This window comes from Paenibacillus sp. MT124, from assembly GCF_058792755.1.
The window spans coordinates 2,383,869-2,398,687 of record NZ_CM179500.1 but is presented as its reverse complement, the minus strand read 5'-3'; the positions used below and the strand labels follow the sequence as shown (position 1 = coordinate 2,398,687).

Annotated in this window: 19 protein-coding genes; all 19 read right to left on the bottom strand. The window is 45.2% G+C overall.

Features of this window, described 5'->3' with window-relative positions; genetic code table 11:
- Positions 1–15: 15 nt before the first annotated feature.
- The 19 genes from flhB to fliG all read right to left on the bottom strand — a co-directional run bounded on the left by flhB (position 16) and on the right by fliG (position 14,818).
- Entirely contained in the window at positions 16–1,098 is a 1,083-nt protein-coding gene (gene flhB, locus AC3RCI_RS11155) for a flagellar biosynthesis protein FlhB (protein ID WP_492528987.1), read from the bottom strand.
- 23 nt (positions 1,099–1,121) lie between these two features.
- Entirely contained in the window at positions 1,122–1,910 is a 789-nt protein-coding gene (gene fliR / locus AC3RCI_RS11150; RefSeq protein WP_492528985.1) for a flagellar biosynthetic protein FliR, read from the bottom strand.
- A 10-nt stretch (positions 1,911–1,920) separates the two neighbouring features.
- Complete coding sequence (gene fliQ, locus AC3RCI_RS11145) at positions 1,921–2,190, bottom strand: flagellar biosynthesis protein FliQ (protein ID WP_024630226.1); 270 nt, start codon at positions 2,188–2,190, stop codon at positions 1,921–1,923.
- 25 nt (positions 2,191–2,215) lie between these two features.
- Positions 2,216–2,971, bottom strand: a complete 756-nt coding sequence (gene fliP, locus AC3RCI_RS11140) for a flagellar type III secretion system pore protein FliP (protein WP_095358618.1) — start codon at positions 2,969–2,971, stop codon at positions 2,216–2,218.
- Positions 2,968–3,504 carry a flagellar biosynthetic protein FliO gene (locus AC3RCI_RS11135; RefSeq protein WP_236146800.1) on the bottom strand — a complete coding sequence of 179 codons (537 nt, stop codon included), beginning with the start codon at positions 3,502–3,504 and terminating at the stop codon, positions 2,968–2,970. The genes fliP and AC3RCI_RS11135 overlap by 4 nt, the downstream gene beginning before the upstream one ends.
- 11 nt (positions 3,505–3,515) lie before the next feature.
- Positions 3,516–3,881 carry a response regulator gene (locus tag AC3RCI_RS11130; RefSeq protein ID WP_095287820.1) on the bottom strand — a complete coding sequence of 122 codons (366 nt, stop codon included), beginning with the start codon at positions 3,879–3,881 and terminating at the stop codon, positions 3,516–3,518.
- Positions 3,882–3,909: 28 nt separating this feature from the next.
- On the bottom strand, positions 3,910–5,178 hold the full coding sequence (gene fliY, locus AC3RCI_RS11125) for a flagellar motor switch phosphatase FliY (RefSeq protein ID WP_492528983.1): 1,269 nt from the start codon (positions 5,176–5,178) through the stop codon (positions 3,910–3,912).
- The gene (gene fliM, locus AC3RCI_RS11120) at positions 5,168–6,166 is read right to left on the bottom strand and encodes a flagellar motor switch protein FliM (RefSeq protein WP_183520905.1); all 999 of its coding nucleotides are present in this window, start codon (positions 6,164–6,166) and stop codon (positions 5,168–5,170) included. The genes fliY and fliM overlap by 11 nt, the downstream gene beginning before the upstream one ends.
- Before the next feature lie 35 nt (positions 6,167–6,201).
- Positions 6,202–6,663 (bottom strand): flagellar basal body-associated FliL family protein, encoded by a 462-nt coding sequence (locus AC3RCI_RS11115; RefSeq protein ID WP_492528981.1) that lies wholly within the window; start codon positions 6,661–6,663, stop codon positions 6,202–6,204.
- Positions 6,663–6,884: a flagellar FlbD family protein gene (locus AC3RCI_RS11110; RefSeq protein WP_024630220.1), complete on the bottom strand. Its 222-nt coding sequence runs from the start codon at positions 6,882–6,884 to the stop codon at positions 6,663–6,665. Before AC3RCI_RS11110 ends, AC3RCI_RS11115 begins: the two co-directional genes overlap by 1 nt.
- A gap of 68 nt (positions 6,885–6,952) precedes the next feature.
- Positions 6,953–7,771: a flagellar basal body rod protein FlgG gene (gene flgG / locus AC3RCI_RS11105; RefSeq protein ID WP_492528979.1), complete on the bottom strand. Its 819-nt coding sequence runs from the start codon at positions 7,769–7,771 to the stop codon at positions 6,953–6,955.
- An 81-nt stretch (positions 7,772–7,852) separates the two neighbouring features.
- Complete coding sequence (locus tag AC3RCI_RS11100) at positions 7,853–8,236, bottom strand: TIGR02530 family flagellar biosynthesis protein (RefSeq protein WP_154893590.1); 384 nt, start codon at positions 8,234–8,236, stop codon at positions 7,853–7,855.
- Positions 8,233–8,775: a flagellar hook capping FlgD N-terminal domain-containing protein gene (locus AC3RCI_RS11095; protein ID WP_492528977.1), complete on the bottom strand. Its 543-nt coding sequence runs from the start codon at positions 8,773–8,775 to the stop codon at positions 8,233–8,235. The genes AC3RCI_RS11100 and AC3RCI_RS11095 overlap by 4 nt, the downstream gene beginning before the upstream one ends.
- A 20-nt stretch (positions 8,776–8,795) precedes the next feature.
- Entirely contained in the window at positions 8,796–10,166 is a 1,371-nt protein-coding gene (locus tag AC3RCI_RS11090; RefSeq protein WP_492528975.1) for a flagellar hook-length control protein FliK, read from the bottom strand.
- Between the two features lie 35 nt (positions 10,167–10,201).
- Positions 10,202–11,140 (bottom strand): MotE family protein, encoded by a 939-nt coding sequence (locus tag AC3RCI_RS11085; protein WP_492528973.1) that lies wholly within the window; start codon positions 11,138–11,140, stop codon positions 10,202–10,204.
- A gap of 44 nt (positions 11,141–11,184) precedes the next feature.
- Positions 11,185–11,637: a flagellar export protein FliJ gene (gene fliJ / locus AC3RCI_RS11080; protein ID WP_127536262.1), complete on the bottom strand. Its 453-nt coding sequence runs from the start codon at positions 11,635–11,637 to the stop codon at positions 11,185–11,187.
- An 11-nt stretch (positions 11,638–11,648) separates the two neighbouring features.
- Positions 11,649–12,968: a flagellar protein export ATPase FliI gene (gene fliI, locus AC3RCI_RS11075; RefSeq protein ID WP_095287830.1), complete on the bottom strand. Its 1,320-nt coding sequence runs from the start codon at positions 12,966–12,968 to the stop codon at positions 11,649–11,651.
- Positions 12,955–13,809, bottom strand: a complete 855-nt coding sequence (locus AC3RCI_RS11070; protein ID WP_336779627.1) for a FliH/SctL family protein — start codon at positions 13,807–13,809, stop codon at positions 12,955–12,957. The genes fliI and AC3RCI_RS11070 overlap by 14 nt, the downstream gene beginning before the upstream one ends.
- Entirely contained in the window at positions 13,802–14,818 is a 1,017-nt protein-coding gene (gene fliG / locus AC3RCI_RS11065) for a flagellar motor switch protein FliG (RefSeq protein ID WP_095287832.1), read from the bottom strand. Before fliG ends, AC3RCI_RS11070 begins: the two co-directional genes overlap by 8 nt.
- Position 14,819: the final 1 nt, after the last annotated feature.

Below are 14,819 nucleotides of genomic sequence, written 5' to 3'. Positions count from 1 at the left end.
GGCCTCCGATCCCTTTTATTTCGTTCTGCCCTTTAATTTATATACATAAGCCAGCACTTCGGCTACCGCTTGAAACAAATCAGCCGGTATGGCGTCGCCAATCTCGGCCCTCTGGAACAATGCCCGTGCCAGCGGCTTGTTTTCCATTGTAATGACACCGTGCTCTTTGGCAATCTCCCTGATGCGCAAGGCGACGTAATCCTGACCTTTGGCAATAATCTGAGGTGCTTCCATCTCAGACCCTTCATACTTCAGCGCTACTGCGAAGTGCGTCGGGTTTGTGATGATCACATCTGCATTTGGAACCTCCTGCATCATGCGCTGTACAGCCATGCGACGCTGACGTTCCCTGATTTTACCCTTGATCAGCGGGTCACCTTCCATTTTTTTGTACTCGTCCTTGATGTCCTGTTTGGACATCCGAATGTTTTTCTCGTAATCATATTTCTGATACATATAGTCGAACACTGCGAGTACCATTAAGGCCACAGCAATTTTGACACCCAGATTTAGGGTGATTGAAGCCGAAAAATGTAATATGGCATCTAAAGAAAAATGAGAAAGTGAAGCAATATCCGATTGATAACTTGTAATCGTACTGTAGACTAGATAACCGATAATCGACATTTTCAAAATGGATTTTGCAAACTCCACTAATGAACGAAGAGAGAAAATGTTTTTGAAACCTTTGATTGGATCAAGCTTCTCAAGCTTTGGCTTCAACCCTTCTCCTACAAGCAGAAAACCAACCTGCATATAATTGACGATCAAGGCAACAACCGCCGCACCTATCAGTACGGGTGCTAGCAGCAACATAACTTCAATGCCGTAGCGCATCATAAGCGCCATTACATTTTCGCCGGTAATCTCCAAGCTCAGCCGATTCATAAAGATATCTGTAAATAACCGAACAATGCGTTCTTTGTAAAAATCACTGAAAACCATCATGATTAAAATGGTGAACAGGAGAATGGATGCTCCGGAGATCTCCATACTTTTAACAACCTGTCCCTTTTTGCGGGTATCCTGCCTTTTTTTCGGGGTGGCTTTCTCCGTCTTCTCCCCTGCGAATAACTGAAGGTCAAGTTGAAATTTCATTTAAATCCTGTCCTCCGTTTCCTTTAGCCCGGCCTCTGTCCGATCGTTCCAAGCAACTTTTCCATAGATCTAAACATCGCTTCGAACAATTGGCTAAATACAAAGGCGAAGCTCGGAACCATCAAAAGCAATATGGCGATTCCCACCAGGACCTTTAACGGCATACCGACAGCAAACACATTGAATTGAGGAGCAGTTTTAGCCAAGAAACCCAATCCCACATCCGTCAAAAACAAAGCCACTACAATGGGTGCCGACATTTGGAAGGCAAGCATAAAGGCCTCACCTAACGTACGAACGAGAAACTCAGTAATACTACCGTCAGCCAATCGTATGAAAAAGGTATTGGATAAAGGTATCCAGCGATAGCTGTACACTATGGCGTCCAGAAGGTAGTGGTGCCCATTCATCGTCAGGAAAAGCAGCATAGCAAAAGCATATTTGAAGTTACCTGTCAGCGGTGCAGAAGCACCCGTCATCGGATCAAATACATTCGCCATACCAAAGCCAATCTGAAGATCAATGAATGTTCCCGCCGTTTGCACGGCTGTCATGATCAAATAGGCTACGAAACCTAGCAGCAACCCTATTAATATCTCCCGGATAATCAACAGAATGTAACTCAGATCGGTAGGCACTTCCTGATTCATGCCATATACTACATAAACCGTTAATGTTACAAATGCCGAAAGACCAACCTTAATGGAATTCGGCACATTTCGAGCTGAGAATACTGGAGCAGTTACAAAAAATGATGCAATTCGACAAAACATAAGCAGAGCGACAGGAAAACTTTGCAACAATGTCTCCATGTGCGAAAGCCTACCCTATATATCTGTATAAATTATCGAGAATGTTATACGTAAAATCTACCAAAATATTTAAGATCCAAGGTCCGAATAAGAGCACTGCCAGAAGAACGGCAATAATTTTCGGTACAAAGGCTAATGTCTGCTCCTGAATTTGGGTCGTTGCTTGAAATACACTGATAATGAGACCCACAACTAGAGCAAGTATAAGCATGGGTGCGCTAGCCAGCAGCGACGTATATACTGCTTTCCCGGCCAGACCTATAATAAATTCTGAAGTCATGACCGTCCTCCTTCAACTTTCCTGCTCATGTGTTAAAGCTCAGCAGCAGTGACTTCACTACAAGATACCAACCGTCCACAAGGACAAATAGCAATATCTTAAAAGGTAATGAGATCATGACCGGTGGTAGCATCATCATCCCCATAGCCATGAGTGTACTTGCAACCACGATGTCTATGACTAGAAACGGAATGAAAATCATGAATCCCATCTGGAATGCTGTCTTTAATTCACTGATTGCATACGCTGGCACCATGACAGTGATCGGTATATCTTGATATGTTTCTGGTTTTTCGGTCTGATTATATTTCATAAAAAGCAGTAAATCTTTCTCCCTTGTGTGGGAGAACATAAACTTCTTAATGGGATCTTGTGCCTTTTCAAGCGCTTCCGTTTGCGTAATGTCTCCTTTGAGATAAGGCTGAAGAGCTACCTGATTAATGGAAGACAGCGTCGGTGACATGATAAACAGTGTCAGGAAGAGCGCTAAACCGACAAGCACCTGATTGGGTGGCATTTGTTGCGTCCCCAAGGATGTCCGTATAAAACCGAGAACGATAACAATTCGGGTGAAGCTGGTCATTAATACCAATATTGCAGGCGCTATACTTAACACCGTAATTAATAGTATTATGGACAGAGAACTCGTACTTGGTGTTCCCCCATCTCCGCTTCCGATTTGGATATCGATGTTCGGTATTGGTTCGGCAAAGGCAACCGTCACAGATGCCAGGCTGATAAGCCCCATCAAACAACATGCTAGCCAAATCTTTTTCTTCATGAATCCCTCGACCGATCTGTAGTATTGTCTTCTTCCAGGAGCTTGTCCATCTTTTCTTTTCGGTTAGGCATCTGCCGCAGCTTCGACTCGAATAGCTCGTGAAAAGAGGCTGTATCCTCAAGTTCCATTTCCCTTGGTGGTTCTTTCTTACGCAAGCGGGATGCCAGCTTGTTGATTAATGGTGAAAGGCTTCCCTGTTGTGAAGAAGCTTCTCTCTCAAATGAATCAACAATTCTCTGTGCCTCTTCCAAATCTGAAATTTTGTCTAGCAATTGTATATTTTCGCCAACACCGACCAGATAAACATTGCCACCAATTTCTATGATCTGAAGTGACTTGTTCGGCCCCAGCCCCACACCACCCAAAATGCGGACTGTACCACTTCGGAACCACTGCTGATTCCGTTTGTTCAAAAAGCGGAGCAGGTAGACGATAAGGACCAGGATGACGGCCAGGACGACAATCACCCATACAAGCTGAAAATAATAGTTGGTCCCAATGTCAGCTCCTCCAGGAGTATCACCCTGCGCCATCATCATGTGTCTTAAACTCCCAGCGTTTTGCTGATCGCTTCGATGACCCGGTCAGACTGGAATGGCTTAACGATGAAATCTTTGGCACCAGCCTGAATAGCATCAATTACCATCGCTTGTTGTCCCATAGCTGAACACATAATGACTTTAGCGTTCGCATCGATTTTTTTGATTTCTTTCAGTGCTGCAATACCATCCATCTCAGGCATGGTAATATCCATCGTGATCAGATCAGGACGAAGTTCCTTAAATTTCTCAATTGCTTGTGCTCCATCCTGAGCCTCGCCAACGACCTCATATCCGTTTTTGGACAAAATGTCCCGGATCATCATTCTCATAAACGCAGCGTCGTCCACGACTAAAATTCGGTTTGCCATCTTGATTCAAGTCCTCCCTAAATTGTGCTTATTGTAATTTCTGAATTCGGTCCCATTGGCTTACGATATCTATAACACGAACACCAAAATTTTCATCGATAACGACGACTTCTCCCTTGGCGATCAGTTTGTTATTGACCAAAATATCGACAGGTTCGCCGGCCAGTTTATCCAGCTCGACAATTGAACCTTGTGAGAGTTCCAATATATCCTTAATTTGCTTCTGGGTCCTTCCTAATTCTACGGTGACTTTAAGGGGAATGTCCATCAATAAATTCAAATTATTTTCGTCCACCTGACCGTAAGCCCCATTTTGCAAATTGGCGAATTGGACGGGTTGTACATTCACATTCCTGTTGGGCATACCGCCGTAGTGTTGTGGTGCACCATACGGTTGCTGTGGCGGCATCCCGTAAGGCTGTTGTGGCGGCATTCCTTGCGGCATACCCATCGGTGCCTGTCCATATCCATTATAGTCTTGAGCAGGCTGGTGAGGCGCCTGTGGAGGCATTTGTTGTTGAACCGGTGGTTGCTCCGGCGCCACAGGTGGAGCTGCCGCTGCTGGTGCTGCATGCGATGGTGTTGTCACAGGTGCATTAGCCGTTGATTCTTGTGCTCCGCCAATCAACATATCCACCATGTGTTTGGCGAAATCAACAGGCAAAAGCTGCATCAGATTGGAGTCAATCAGATCACCAATCAGGAGGCGAAACGACACTTGAATTAACGTTTCGTCATGCGGCAGACTGCTTACACCCTCGCCACTTTCCATATTGAGAATATCAATGCCTGGCGGAGAGATATTCACAAATCGGTTGAAAATCGTAGACATGGAGGTTGCTGATGAACCCATCATTTGGTTCATTGCTTCCTGCACTGCACTAATATGGATCTCATTCAACTCTTCATCCGCAGGATTGCCTTCGCCTCCAAGCATCAGATCAGCAATTACTTGAGCATCACGCTTTTTGATAACTAGTGAATTGATCCCTTCAAATCCATCCACATAATTGACATGTACTGCAACATGTGGCTTGGGAAACGCTTCTTCGAATTGTGAACGGCTGATAATGGATACCTTCGGTGTTGTAATATCTACTTTTAACCCCAATAGCGTGGACAGTGCTGTCGCTGCGCTACCAAACGTAATATTACCGATCTCCCCCAATGCATCTTGTTCCAGCTCAGTCAGAAAATCATCAACTGTTTTTTCAGCAGGTTCCGTGCTACCCATCGATTCGGATTGCCGGAGCAAAGCATCGATTTCTTCCTGGGACAAATAATCCTTACTCGTCAAATTCTTCAACTCCTTCGGTGACAATCTTATCTATTTGTACAGCCACACGGTCTTTTATCGTTCCCGGACTGCCCATATACTTCAACCTGTCGCCCACTTTGATGGATAATCCCTCATCAACCGGTTTGTTCAACGTAATGACATCGCCGACCGAAAGGCCAAGGAATTCCGAGATTGAAATTCTGGATTCACCCAGTTCCGCAACAACTGGCAATTTGGCTTTGTTCACACGTTCTCTAAGGGCATCGTATTCCTCCGGCGCCCTTGTTTTCTTCTCTGAAACAAACCACTGATGTGTCGACAGCCTTGACATAATAGGTTCAAGAACGACATGTGGGATACACAAATTGATCATGCCCGTAGTGTCACCGATTTTGGTGCTCAGCGAGATCAAGGCAATTGTTTCGTTCGGTGATACGATCTGCATAAACTGTGGATTCGTCTCCAGTGCTTCCATTCTCGGCGATATGTCGAGCACTGTTTTCCAAGCTTCCTGCAAACTTTCGAACGCTCGGCTAAAGATCCGCTCCATAATTGTCGTTTCTATTTCAGTCATTGAAGCTATTTTAGTCGGCGCACTTCCCGTACCACCCAGCAATCGATCCAACATCGCATAACCAACATTGGGGTGAACTTCCATGACCATTCGACCTTGCAACGGTTCTGCCTCAAATATGTTTAATATCGTCATTTTAGGGATTGAACGGATAAATTCATCATAAGGCAGCTGTTCGACTTGAACGACATTAATTTGAACAAAGGTCCGCAATTGGGCTGAAAAATAAGTGGTGAGAAAACGAGCAAAGTTTTCGTGAATTCGGGTCAAGCTCCGAATATGATCCTTAGAAAATCTGACTGCCCTTTTAAAATCATATGATCTAATTTTCTTCTGAGTTTCTTCCTTTTTTAGTTCTTCAGCATCCATCTCACCTGAGGAAAGTGCTGCTAATAGGGCATCTATCTCATTTTGTGATAATACATCCACCATGTTCTCACCCCCTTACCATTGTACAGCGCGCTCTATTACATTGATGCCATTAAAAAATAAGTAAAGTTCGTACCGCTTAGCTTAGGTTCTGGCAAAGCCTCATTGATCAGTTTTGTAAGCTTTTCATTAAACTGAGACCGCCCCTTAGCTGTCTTCAGTTCTTCTGGCTGCGCATCCGCAAAAGTCTGAACAATGATTGGTTTCACAGTAATCTCTTTTATTTTCTCAAAGTCTTCTTTGGCTTTGGCATCAGTCATTTTGAAAGCCAAATTTACTTGTACAATGTGATTAGTGTCTGCCAAATTGGTCTTAATGTCTGTTATTTCAGAAGTAACTTCGACAATTTCGTCTGCCGTCATCTTTTTGGCTTCAGCAGCCAATGCTACATCTTGATCAGCTTTGTTTCCCGGTTGTCCTTGCATAAATACAAACACAACCACCACAATGAGTGTAATGGCAAGCAAAATCGTTGCCACCCAAGGCATCATCTTCTTCATCAGGATTCCTCCGTTTGCTGCACTTTGATAGTGGCTGCCTGAACCCCGATTTCACGGTTGTAATCTTTGATTTTGGAAATGACTTCATCTGCCTTTTCAAGGACAATCAGTCTCTTACCAGTTACCAGAGTAATATACGTATCCGGCGTTTCTTCTACAATCTCTACCATCAGCGCATTTAACCACATGGGAGAACCATTTAACCGCGTTACCGAAATCATGCTAAGCCCCCTCTCGATCAATGTGGGGGAGCTAGCTCCCCCACGCATTAAAACTTTCTAATCAGTTATTAACGTTTCAGGTTAACAACTTCCTGAAGCACTTCATCGGATGTTGTGATGATCCGTGAGTTCGCCTGGAAACCACGTTGAGCGACGATCATCTCTGTAAACTCACCCGTCAAATCTACATTGGACATTTCCAGTTGGCCTGCAATGATTGAACCAGTCCCGTCTTCAGCACTATTAGCTGTCAAAGGTTCAAGCGCACCATCCGGGTTGGCGTTTGCAGTCATTCGGTACAAGTTACCACCAATTTTTTCAAGTCCCTCTGGATTAACTACTTTACCAATCCCAATCTGTGGACCTGGCTCGATAGTGCCGTCAGCCATTGTTTGGTTAATCGTACCATCCTGTCCGATTGTAAATGAAACTACATCGTCAGGAATTGTAATGTTACCACCACCGCTATCCACCACAAAGAGACCATCTGAAGTCACTAGATTCCGTGCCGCATCAACATGGAAATCACCAGCGCGAGTAAGGTAGGGGATTTCTTGATCTTCGCTCAAACGGACCAAGAAAAAGCCATCTCCATTAATACGTAAATCAGTTGGGTTGTTAGTTGTCATCGGGCTTCCTGCAAGATGCAATGTATCAATAGAACCTACAGACACACCCAAACCAATTTGTTTAGCATTCACACCACCGGTTGGAGTATCTGTCGGTGCAGTTACTCCTGCAGTAGTCTGGCTCATAATATCTTTGAACATTACACGGCTACCCTTGAAGCCAACAGTGTTTACGTTCGCGATATTATTACCAATGACATCTAGTTTGGTTTGAAAACCCCGCATCCCGGAAACACCAGAGTACATCGATTTCAACATGATTATAAATCCTCCCAGTCTTAATTTGGTTACCGCATCAGTCGGTCAGCGGTGTTCCGGCTCCCGAGAAGGGCCAGCCGGTTAAGATATGATTACTGCACTATCGATTTGAGTAAATACGTTATCCTTCATGCTTTCGCTATCCATAGCTGTAACTACAGTGCGATTCTTGACATTGACGATAAAAGCCATATCCTGCATCAGGATCAGAGATTCTTTAGCACCTTTGGCCGCAGCCTTGTCCAGTGCCGTTCCAATCTGCTGCATCTGCTCACTTTTCAGCTCAATTCCCCGCTGTTCCAATCTTTTGGCTGCATGGTTGCTTAGCTTAAGGAGATTATCCTCTAGCACTTGGGCAAAAGGTCTTTCAGGAGTGATTGCTGTTTCACTCTGTTTAGTGCGATTAAGCAAGTTCGGTGTTACTGGGCCTGTATATAGTTGTCCTACCGTTATTCGTTCACTCATAACGTGTTCCCACTATCTTGACCTGATGTTTTAGCTTCCTCGCTTTCGCTCACTGGTGTTGAACCATCAACAGTACTCTGATCTTGGGACGCTTCTTCCTCGACTGGAGCGGGATTCGAAACCTGGATAATTTCATTCAGCTCGATTTCGTCTTCGCCCACTTTAGCGTACTGTACACCATCCCGTACGATGATCGAATCAACAATTCCCTGACGAAGCGTTCCGCTGTCTTCTTTATTAGAAGAAAGCCAGCTGATTTCCCGTCCGATCATGCTTGAAACCGCACCAAGAGACTGATTCAGCGTTTTGAGCTGGGACGAAATGTTAACCAGCTGTTCAACCGAACTGAACTGTGCCATTTGAGCAATAAATTCCTTATCCTCCATAGGCTGCATCGGATCCTGATTTTGAAGTTGGGTGATTAGTATCTTAAGAAACTGATCCTTCCCTAACTCCTTGGTAGCTGCACTGGTTGTGGCCGTGTTCGAAGCCGAGTAGTTCGGCCATGTATTATTGGTAGAAACAATTTCAGTAGCCAATATTTTCACCTCATTTCTAGTTAAGCTTTAGCAGTAAACGAGCCTCCCTGGAAGTCGTTTCCTTCCTCATTTTCACTGCGCCAATTCCGCAGTTCTTCCTGAAGGGTTGCCGTAGTTATTGCATCCTCTGTTTGCTCTTCACGTTCCCGTGAACGGCGCTGATCCTGCGAGTTATTTCCTTGCTGACGTCCGTCATCATGATACATCTCAGAACCTAGGGAGCTGCTCTGAGTGACTTCGATTCTCTCCACTTGAATACCTTGGGATTGAAGCGAGGTACGAAGCTGAGTCATTTGCTGTTCAAGCATATCCTTCGCCATCGCATGTTCAGTCATGAAGCGTGCAACCAATTGTCCGTTCTGCAAGGTAATCTGTACATCCAGCTTACCCAGATGTTCGGGACGAAGTGAGATTGTAGCTTCTGAAAAGCCTTTTTGTTGCACGATATCCAGCTTATTCACCACAAATTGCGTCATTTCCTTTGCAAACTGTGATGCCTGCATTACAGGTTCAGCTGGCTTAACTACCGCTGTGCCCGAAGTACGCATGGATAACTCACCGGCTGTAATCACTTTTGAATGATCCATTTCTCCACCTACACTTGCAGTCGACGAAGTGTTCACATCTGTTTCACCTGTCACTTTAAGCTCTTTGCTAGAAGACGAAATTACAGTCAATTCTTTCTCCGTAGATGGATTAGCTTTGGTTTGTACACCTTGATCTTTTAATGAATCCATGGAATCAACGATAGTTTTAAGTTCTGTCCATCCTTTATTGCTGCTCAGATCAACTCCAGCCTCCTGCAGCTGATTCTGGAGGGTTTGAAGCAACTGCTTAAACTCAGCTGTATTTTTGGCTATAGGACTATCTGGTTCAGTCATGCTTGCAACCAACTGAGTAAGCACATCCTGCAGCACAAAGCGAACTGCAGCTGGGTGTTCAGTAAGATCCATCACCGCAGTAGCGTTAACAGTTGTTGGCGCATTTACTGTTCCATCCGCTTTTTCCGTTTCAACGGAAGCACCGTTTAATTGGGCATACAGCTGTTGAATCAGATTTTGCAAGTCTGCCAGTAATGTTGGGTCATTTTCCAAAACTTCATCTATCGAATCCAAGTCACCAAACAAGGAGTCCAGAACAGCTGTAAGAGACGTTTCTTCCCCTTCTTCACTAGTTGCAAGGGCTATAGCTAACGGATTTACAGTTAAACCCCCAACAGTAGCCGAGTTGTTTTCTTCCGAAGTGGTACTATTCAATGACTGTGCCAGTGTTTGCAAAAAACCACCATCGGCCCCTGTAACCCCACCTTTAGATTGCGTTCCAGCAGAAGTTTGTGCTGCTCCTGTTGCCTTTGAAGTGGATACTGAGGTCATTTGGTATACGATTGACATTTGTTTCACCTCCTTTCGAATTAAGAGCGTTCTACCTACTTATTTCCCATTAACCGGTTTAAGATTTTCGCTGTTTCAGCTGAATTCTCTGTAGACATATTCTCAAGTAATTGTGAGCGTGTAGCATCGTCTACCGAGTTTAAAATGGTCAATGTTTTATCTGGACTGAGTTTATACGTCTCTAGCAGCAATTTTGCTCCGCTTGAGGCTGACATCGAAGAGAACGTTTGGCTGAGCTGGGTTTTGTCCAGGTTTTTCGAATTGGTAGTTGATGTTGTTGTAGTTGCTGCCGTTTCTTTCTTCAATCTGGATTGCAGCGCATCCAGTGCCAGATCTCCGGAAGGTTTTGCATCCTTCATCATCATCGTGACATCTGCCGCCGTTTTCGGATCCATTTTCTCCAACACTTTCGTACGGGCAGTCGACTGCATCGCACTCAGAAGAAGCACCATTTCTTCATTGGTCATGTTCTGTAAAATCGGTGCCGCTTTGCTTGGACTCATGTCTGCGTACATTTTGGCCAAATCCTTGATCTGCTTCTGATAATCAGATTCGGTCTCCGGAACTTCGGCAGCCGCCGTTTCCGCCGCTTTTTCTGCTTCATCCAATTTCGCTTGAAGATCGCTTGCTTTTTTTGCTTCTGCCGATGTAGCCTCTTTTGCTGCCTGTAGCTCTGTTTCTTTAGCTGCTACTTGAGACTTCAACTTTTCGATTGTTGCTTCAGCACTCTCAACTTGCTTTTCGCTTTCGTTCAGCTTTTCTTTTTCAGGATCCAGAACAGGATCAGGCACCCAATTCTTGACTACCGGAATTTTGTTAGCTAGCTCAAGCATGTTATTGCGAATATCTACATTAAATAAGGTCAGCAGTACACCGAGCAACACTACGGTGAAAACAATCGGGATTGAAATCATCAGAAACTTTTCCCAACCGCCACCTGACTCTTTCTCGATATCTGTGTCTTTAACAGCCATTAGTTCATTCCTCCTTCACGAGACAACTTCGCTTGCGAAGCCCATCAGATTGCGCGTCCGGCCTTTGCAGCGAAGCGTACAGTAGCCATCTCGTCCAGATCGTTCTGTTCCCGGAGGAGCATCTCCTGCTGAAATTTGATCTTGGCTTTGTCTCTCGCTTCAAGCCACACTTTTTCATCAACCATCTTACCGTTTAAGAACGTCTGATTCCGCTGCACATTGACCTGAGCGTGTTTAACATCCGTATTCTTTTTGGAGATGCACTCATCCAGGTGATACACGTATCGCTGCATTTCTTGCAGACTGGATACAGAAGCTGTGCTCTCCGTTGCGGATTGAATGACACTAATCAGTTCGTTTTTATCATTCATAAGTTGTAGAAGGTGTTCTTCTTCTGTTTGAAGTTTGCCGATTGCTGTGGATAACATCCACTCCGCTTGTGTTTTTTCATTGCTTTTCAGGTCAACTACCTTCTGGAAATGATATCGAAATTTCATCGCTTAACCTTTCATCTCCTTGCAAATTCAAGAATCAAACGTTCCTGCACTTCACTCAGCGTTACTTTTTCGTCCACTTTTTGCTTGGTAAAGTTCCATATGCTTTCGATCTGATCCATCGCTTCATCAATAGCTGCATTCGACCCTCTTTGATAAGCCCCAATGTTGATCAAATCCTCGGATTCTTTATAGACGGCCATCAATCGCTTCATATTATTAACGGCTTCCAGCTGCTCTTCAGGCGCAATATCTTTCATGACACGACTAATGCTTGCGAGCACATCGATTGCCGGAAAATGCCCTTTGTTCGCAATGGACCGATTCAGCACAATGTGACCGTCCAGAATCCCCCTAACGGCATCCGCTATCGGTTCATTCATATCGTCACCATCGACGAGCACCGTGTAAAATGCTGTTATGGAGCCGGTTGGCCCCGTTCCTGCACGTTCCAGCAATTTAGGCAAACTCGCAAATACAGAAGGTGTGTAACCTCTCATCGCTGGAGGTTCACCTACAGCAAGTCCAACTTCCCTTTGAGCCATGGCATAACGAGTAACGGAATCCATCATCAACATGACATTCATGCCTCTGTCCCTGAAATATTCCGCTATCGTGGTGGCAATGACTGCCCCCTTAATTCGAATCAATGCAGGTTGGTCTGAAGTAGCAACGATGACCACCGAGCGTTCCAGCCCTTCCGGCCCCAGATCTCGCTCAATAAAATCACGAACCTCGCGTCCCCGTTCACCTACGAGTGCAATAACATTTACATCAGCTGCCGTATTGCGAGCAATCATGCCCATCAATGTACTCTTACCAACACCCGATCCGGCAAAAATACCAACCCGCTGACCTTTACCAACGGTTAACAGACCGTCAATCGCTCTAACGCCTACACCCATGGTTTCCAGTACACGCGGCCGTTCCATTGGATTCACAGGTTTATTCGATGTGGAGAACATCGGCATTCTTGAAGGCAGTAACGATCCATCCAGAGGTTGACCAAGTCCATCAAGCACTTTGCCCAACAGCTCTGAACCAACCTGAACTCCAAGCGGCTTCCCGGTACCTACGACATCACACCCCGGACCAATCGATTGCAATTCACCCAAAGGCATCAGCAGCACTTTGTTATCCCGGAAACCAACGACTTCTGCTTGAATCGGCTTCTCTGATTTACCCGGGTAGATGTAGCATACGTCACCGATGCTTGCGTCAGGACCTTCGGATTCAACCATAAGCCCGATAACCTGTGTGACCTTACCATTAACCCGAACAGGATCAAATTGGCGTAAGTGCTCCATGTAACGCTGTGAACTAAGAACCTTCATGTTGATTTTTTCGCCCCTCATCCTCAAGTGCTATGCGGATCAGTTCTTTTTTTATTTCAGAAAGCTGTGTATCAATACGGGCATCGACGCTGCCAAACGATGAGCGAATGACACACCCTTTGTCTTTCACCGTTGCATCAGGCAATATTTGAAGTTCGGCCTGTGAGTCGATCGATAAGGACAACTCCTCACGCGCAGCTTGTACAAACGCAAACTGCTCTGGTGCTACACACAAGGCAATCATTCCTTGTTCACGTTTCCGTGACAGATTCTGACGGATCAATTCGAGAGTATGCTCTGGTTCAACAGTAAGCTGCTTATCAATAACCTTCTCTGCAATTCCGCATGCCAGATCTACAAGGAAAGGCTCTGCTTCCTGGATAATTTGATCTTTTGCTACATAAGCCTCTTGCAGTACTTCCTGGGCTTCTTTCATCATCTGTTCGATCTGCACTTGGAGATCCAGTTCAGCTTGTACTTTGCCTTCATCAAAACCCTGCTGAAAACCTTGTGAGCGCATCGCTTCAATTAAATGTTCATCCTGCTGACGCTGTTCCTGCCACCAGGTATCGATCTGCTCACGGGCTTCTTTAAGCATGCGTTCCGCTTCCTCGGAAGCTTCGCGTACCTGCTTTTCTGCAAACTCCTTGGCATCCTCCAGCATCTCCGCAGTCAGACGTTTAGTTTCTTCGTCTACACGAGCCTGTAACGCCTCTGTCTCTGCACCTTCTATTTCACTATCTGTTCCTTCAGTTTCAGGACCACCATAATGATGATGATTTTCAAGACGTTTGCGGTCATCAACCGGCACATACTGGAAAGATTTAATCAAATTAGACAATGATATCATCTCCTCCGCCGCGAGCGATAATGATCTCACCAGCTTCTTCCAGTCTGCGGATCGTTCCTACGATACGAGTCTGGGCTTCTTCCACATCACGCAACCGAACAGGTCCCATGAATTCCATTTCTTCCTTGAATGTCTCGGACATCCGTTTGGACATGTTGCGGAACACTGCATCGCGAACCTCTTCGCTCGCCACTTTGAGTGCAAGCTGCAAGTCTGCGTTGTCGATATCGCGGATGATACGTTGAATTGACCGATCGTCCACGTTGACAATATCTTCGAATACAAACATGCGTTTTTTGATTTCTTCGGCAAGTTCCGGATCCTGAATTTCCAGAGAATCCAAAATGGTACGTTCCGTACCCCGGTCGACCCCATTCAAAATCTGTACGATCGACTCGATGCCGCCCGCGTTTGTATAATCCTGTGTAACCGTTGACGACAACTTTTGTTCCAATACACGTTCCACCTGAGAGATAACCTCAGGGGAGGTGCTGTCCATGACAGCGACTCTTCGTGCAACATCAGCCTGCTTCTCCTGAGGCAATGAGGATAGAATTGCTGCTGCCTGCTCGAATTGCAGGTAGGATAGTACCAAGGCAATCGTCTGTGGACTTTCGTTTTGAATAAAGTTTAATATTTGGTTTGGATCGGCTTTGCGTGCAAAGTCAAATGGTCTAACCTGCAGCGTAGCTGTCAAACGATTAATAACTTCAAGTGCTTTTTGCGATCCAAGTGCCTTTTCCAATATTTCTCTCGCGTAAGTAATACCGCCTTGAGAGATGTATTCCTGAGCCAGACAGATCTGGTGAAACTCCGCCATAATCATATCTTTTTCGGAAGCATCAACTTTGCGAACATTGGCAATCTCCAATGTCAATTGTTCAATCTCCTCATCACGCAGATGTTTGAAGATTTGTGCCGACACTTCCGGACCTAGTGTAATCAACAAAATTGCTGCTTTTTGTCTTCCAGTCAAACCTTGACTGCTTGCCTTTGCCAAT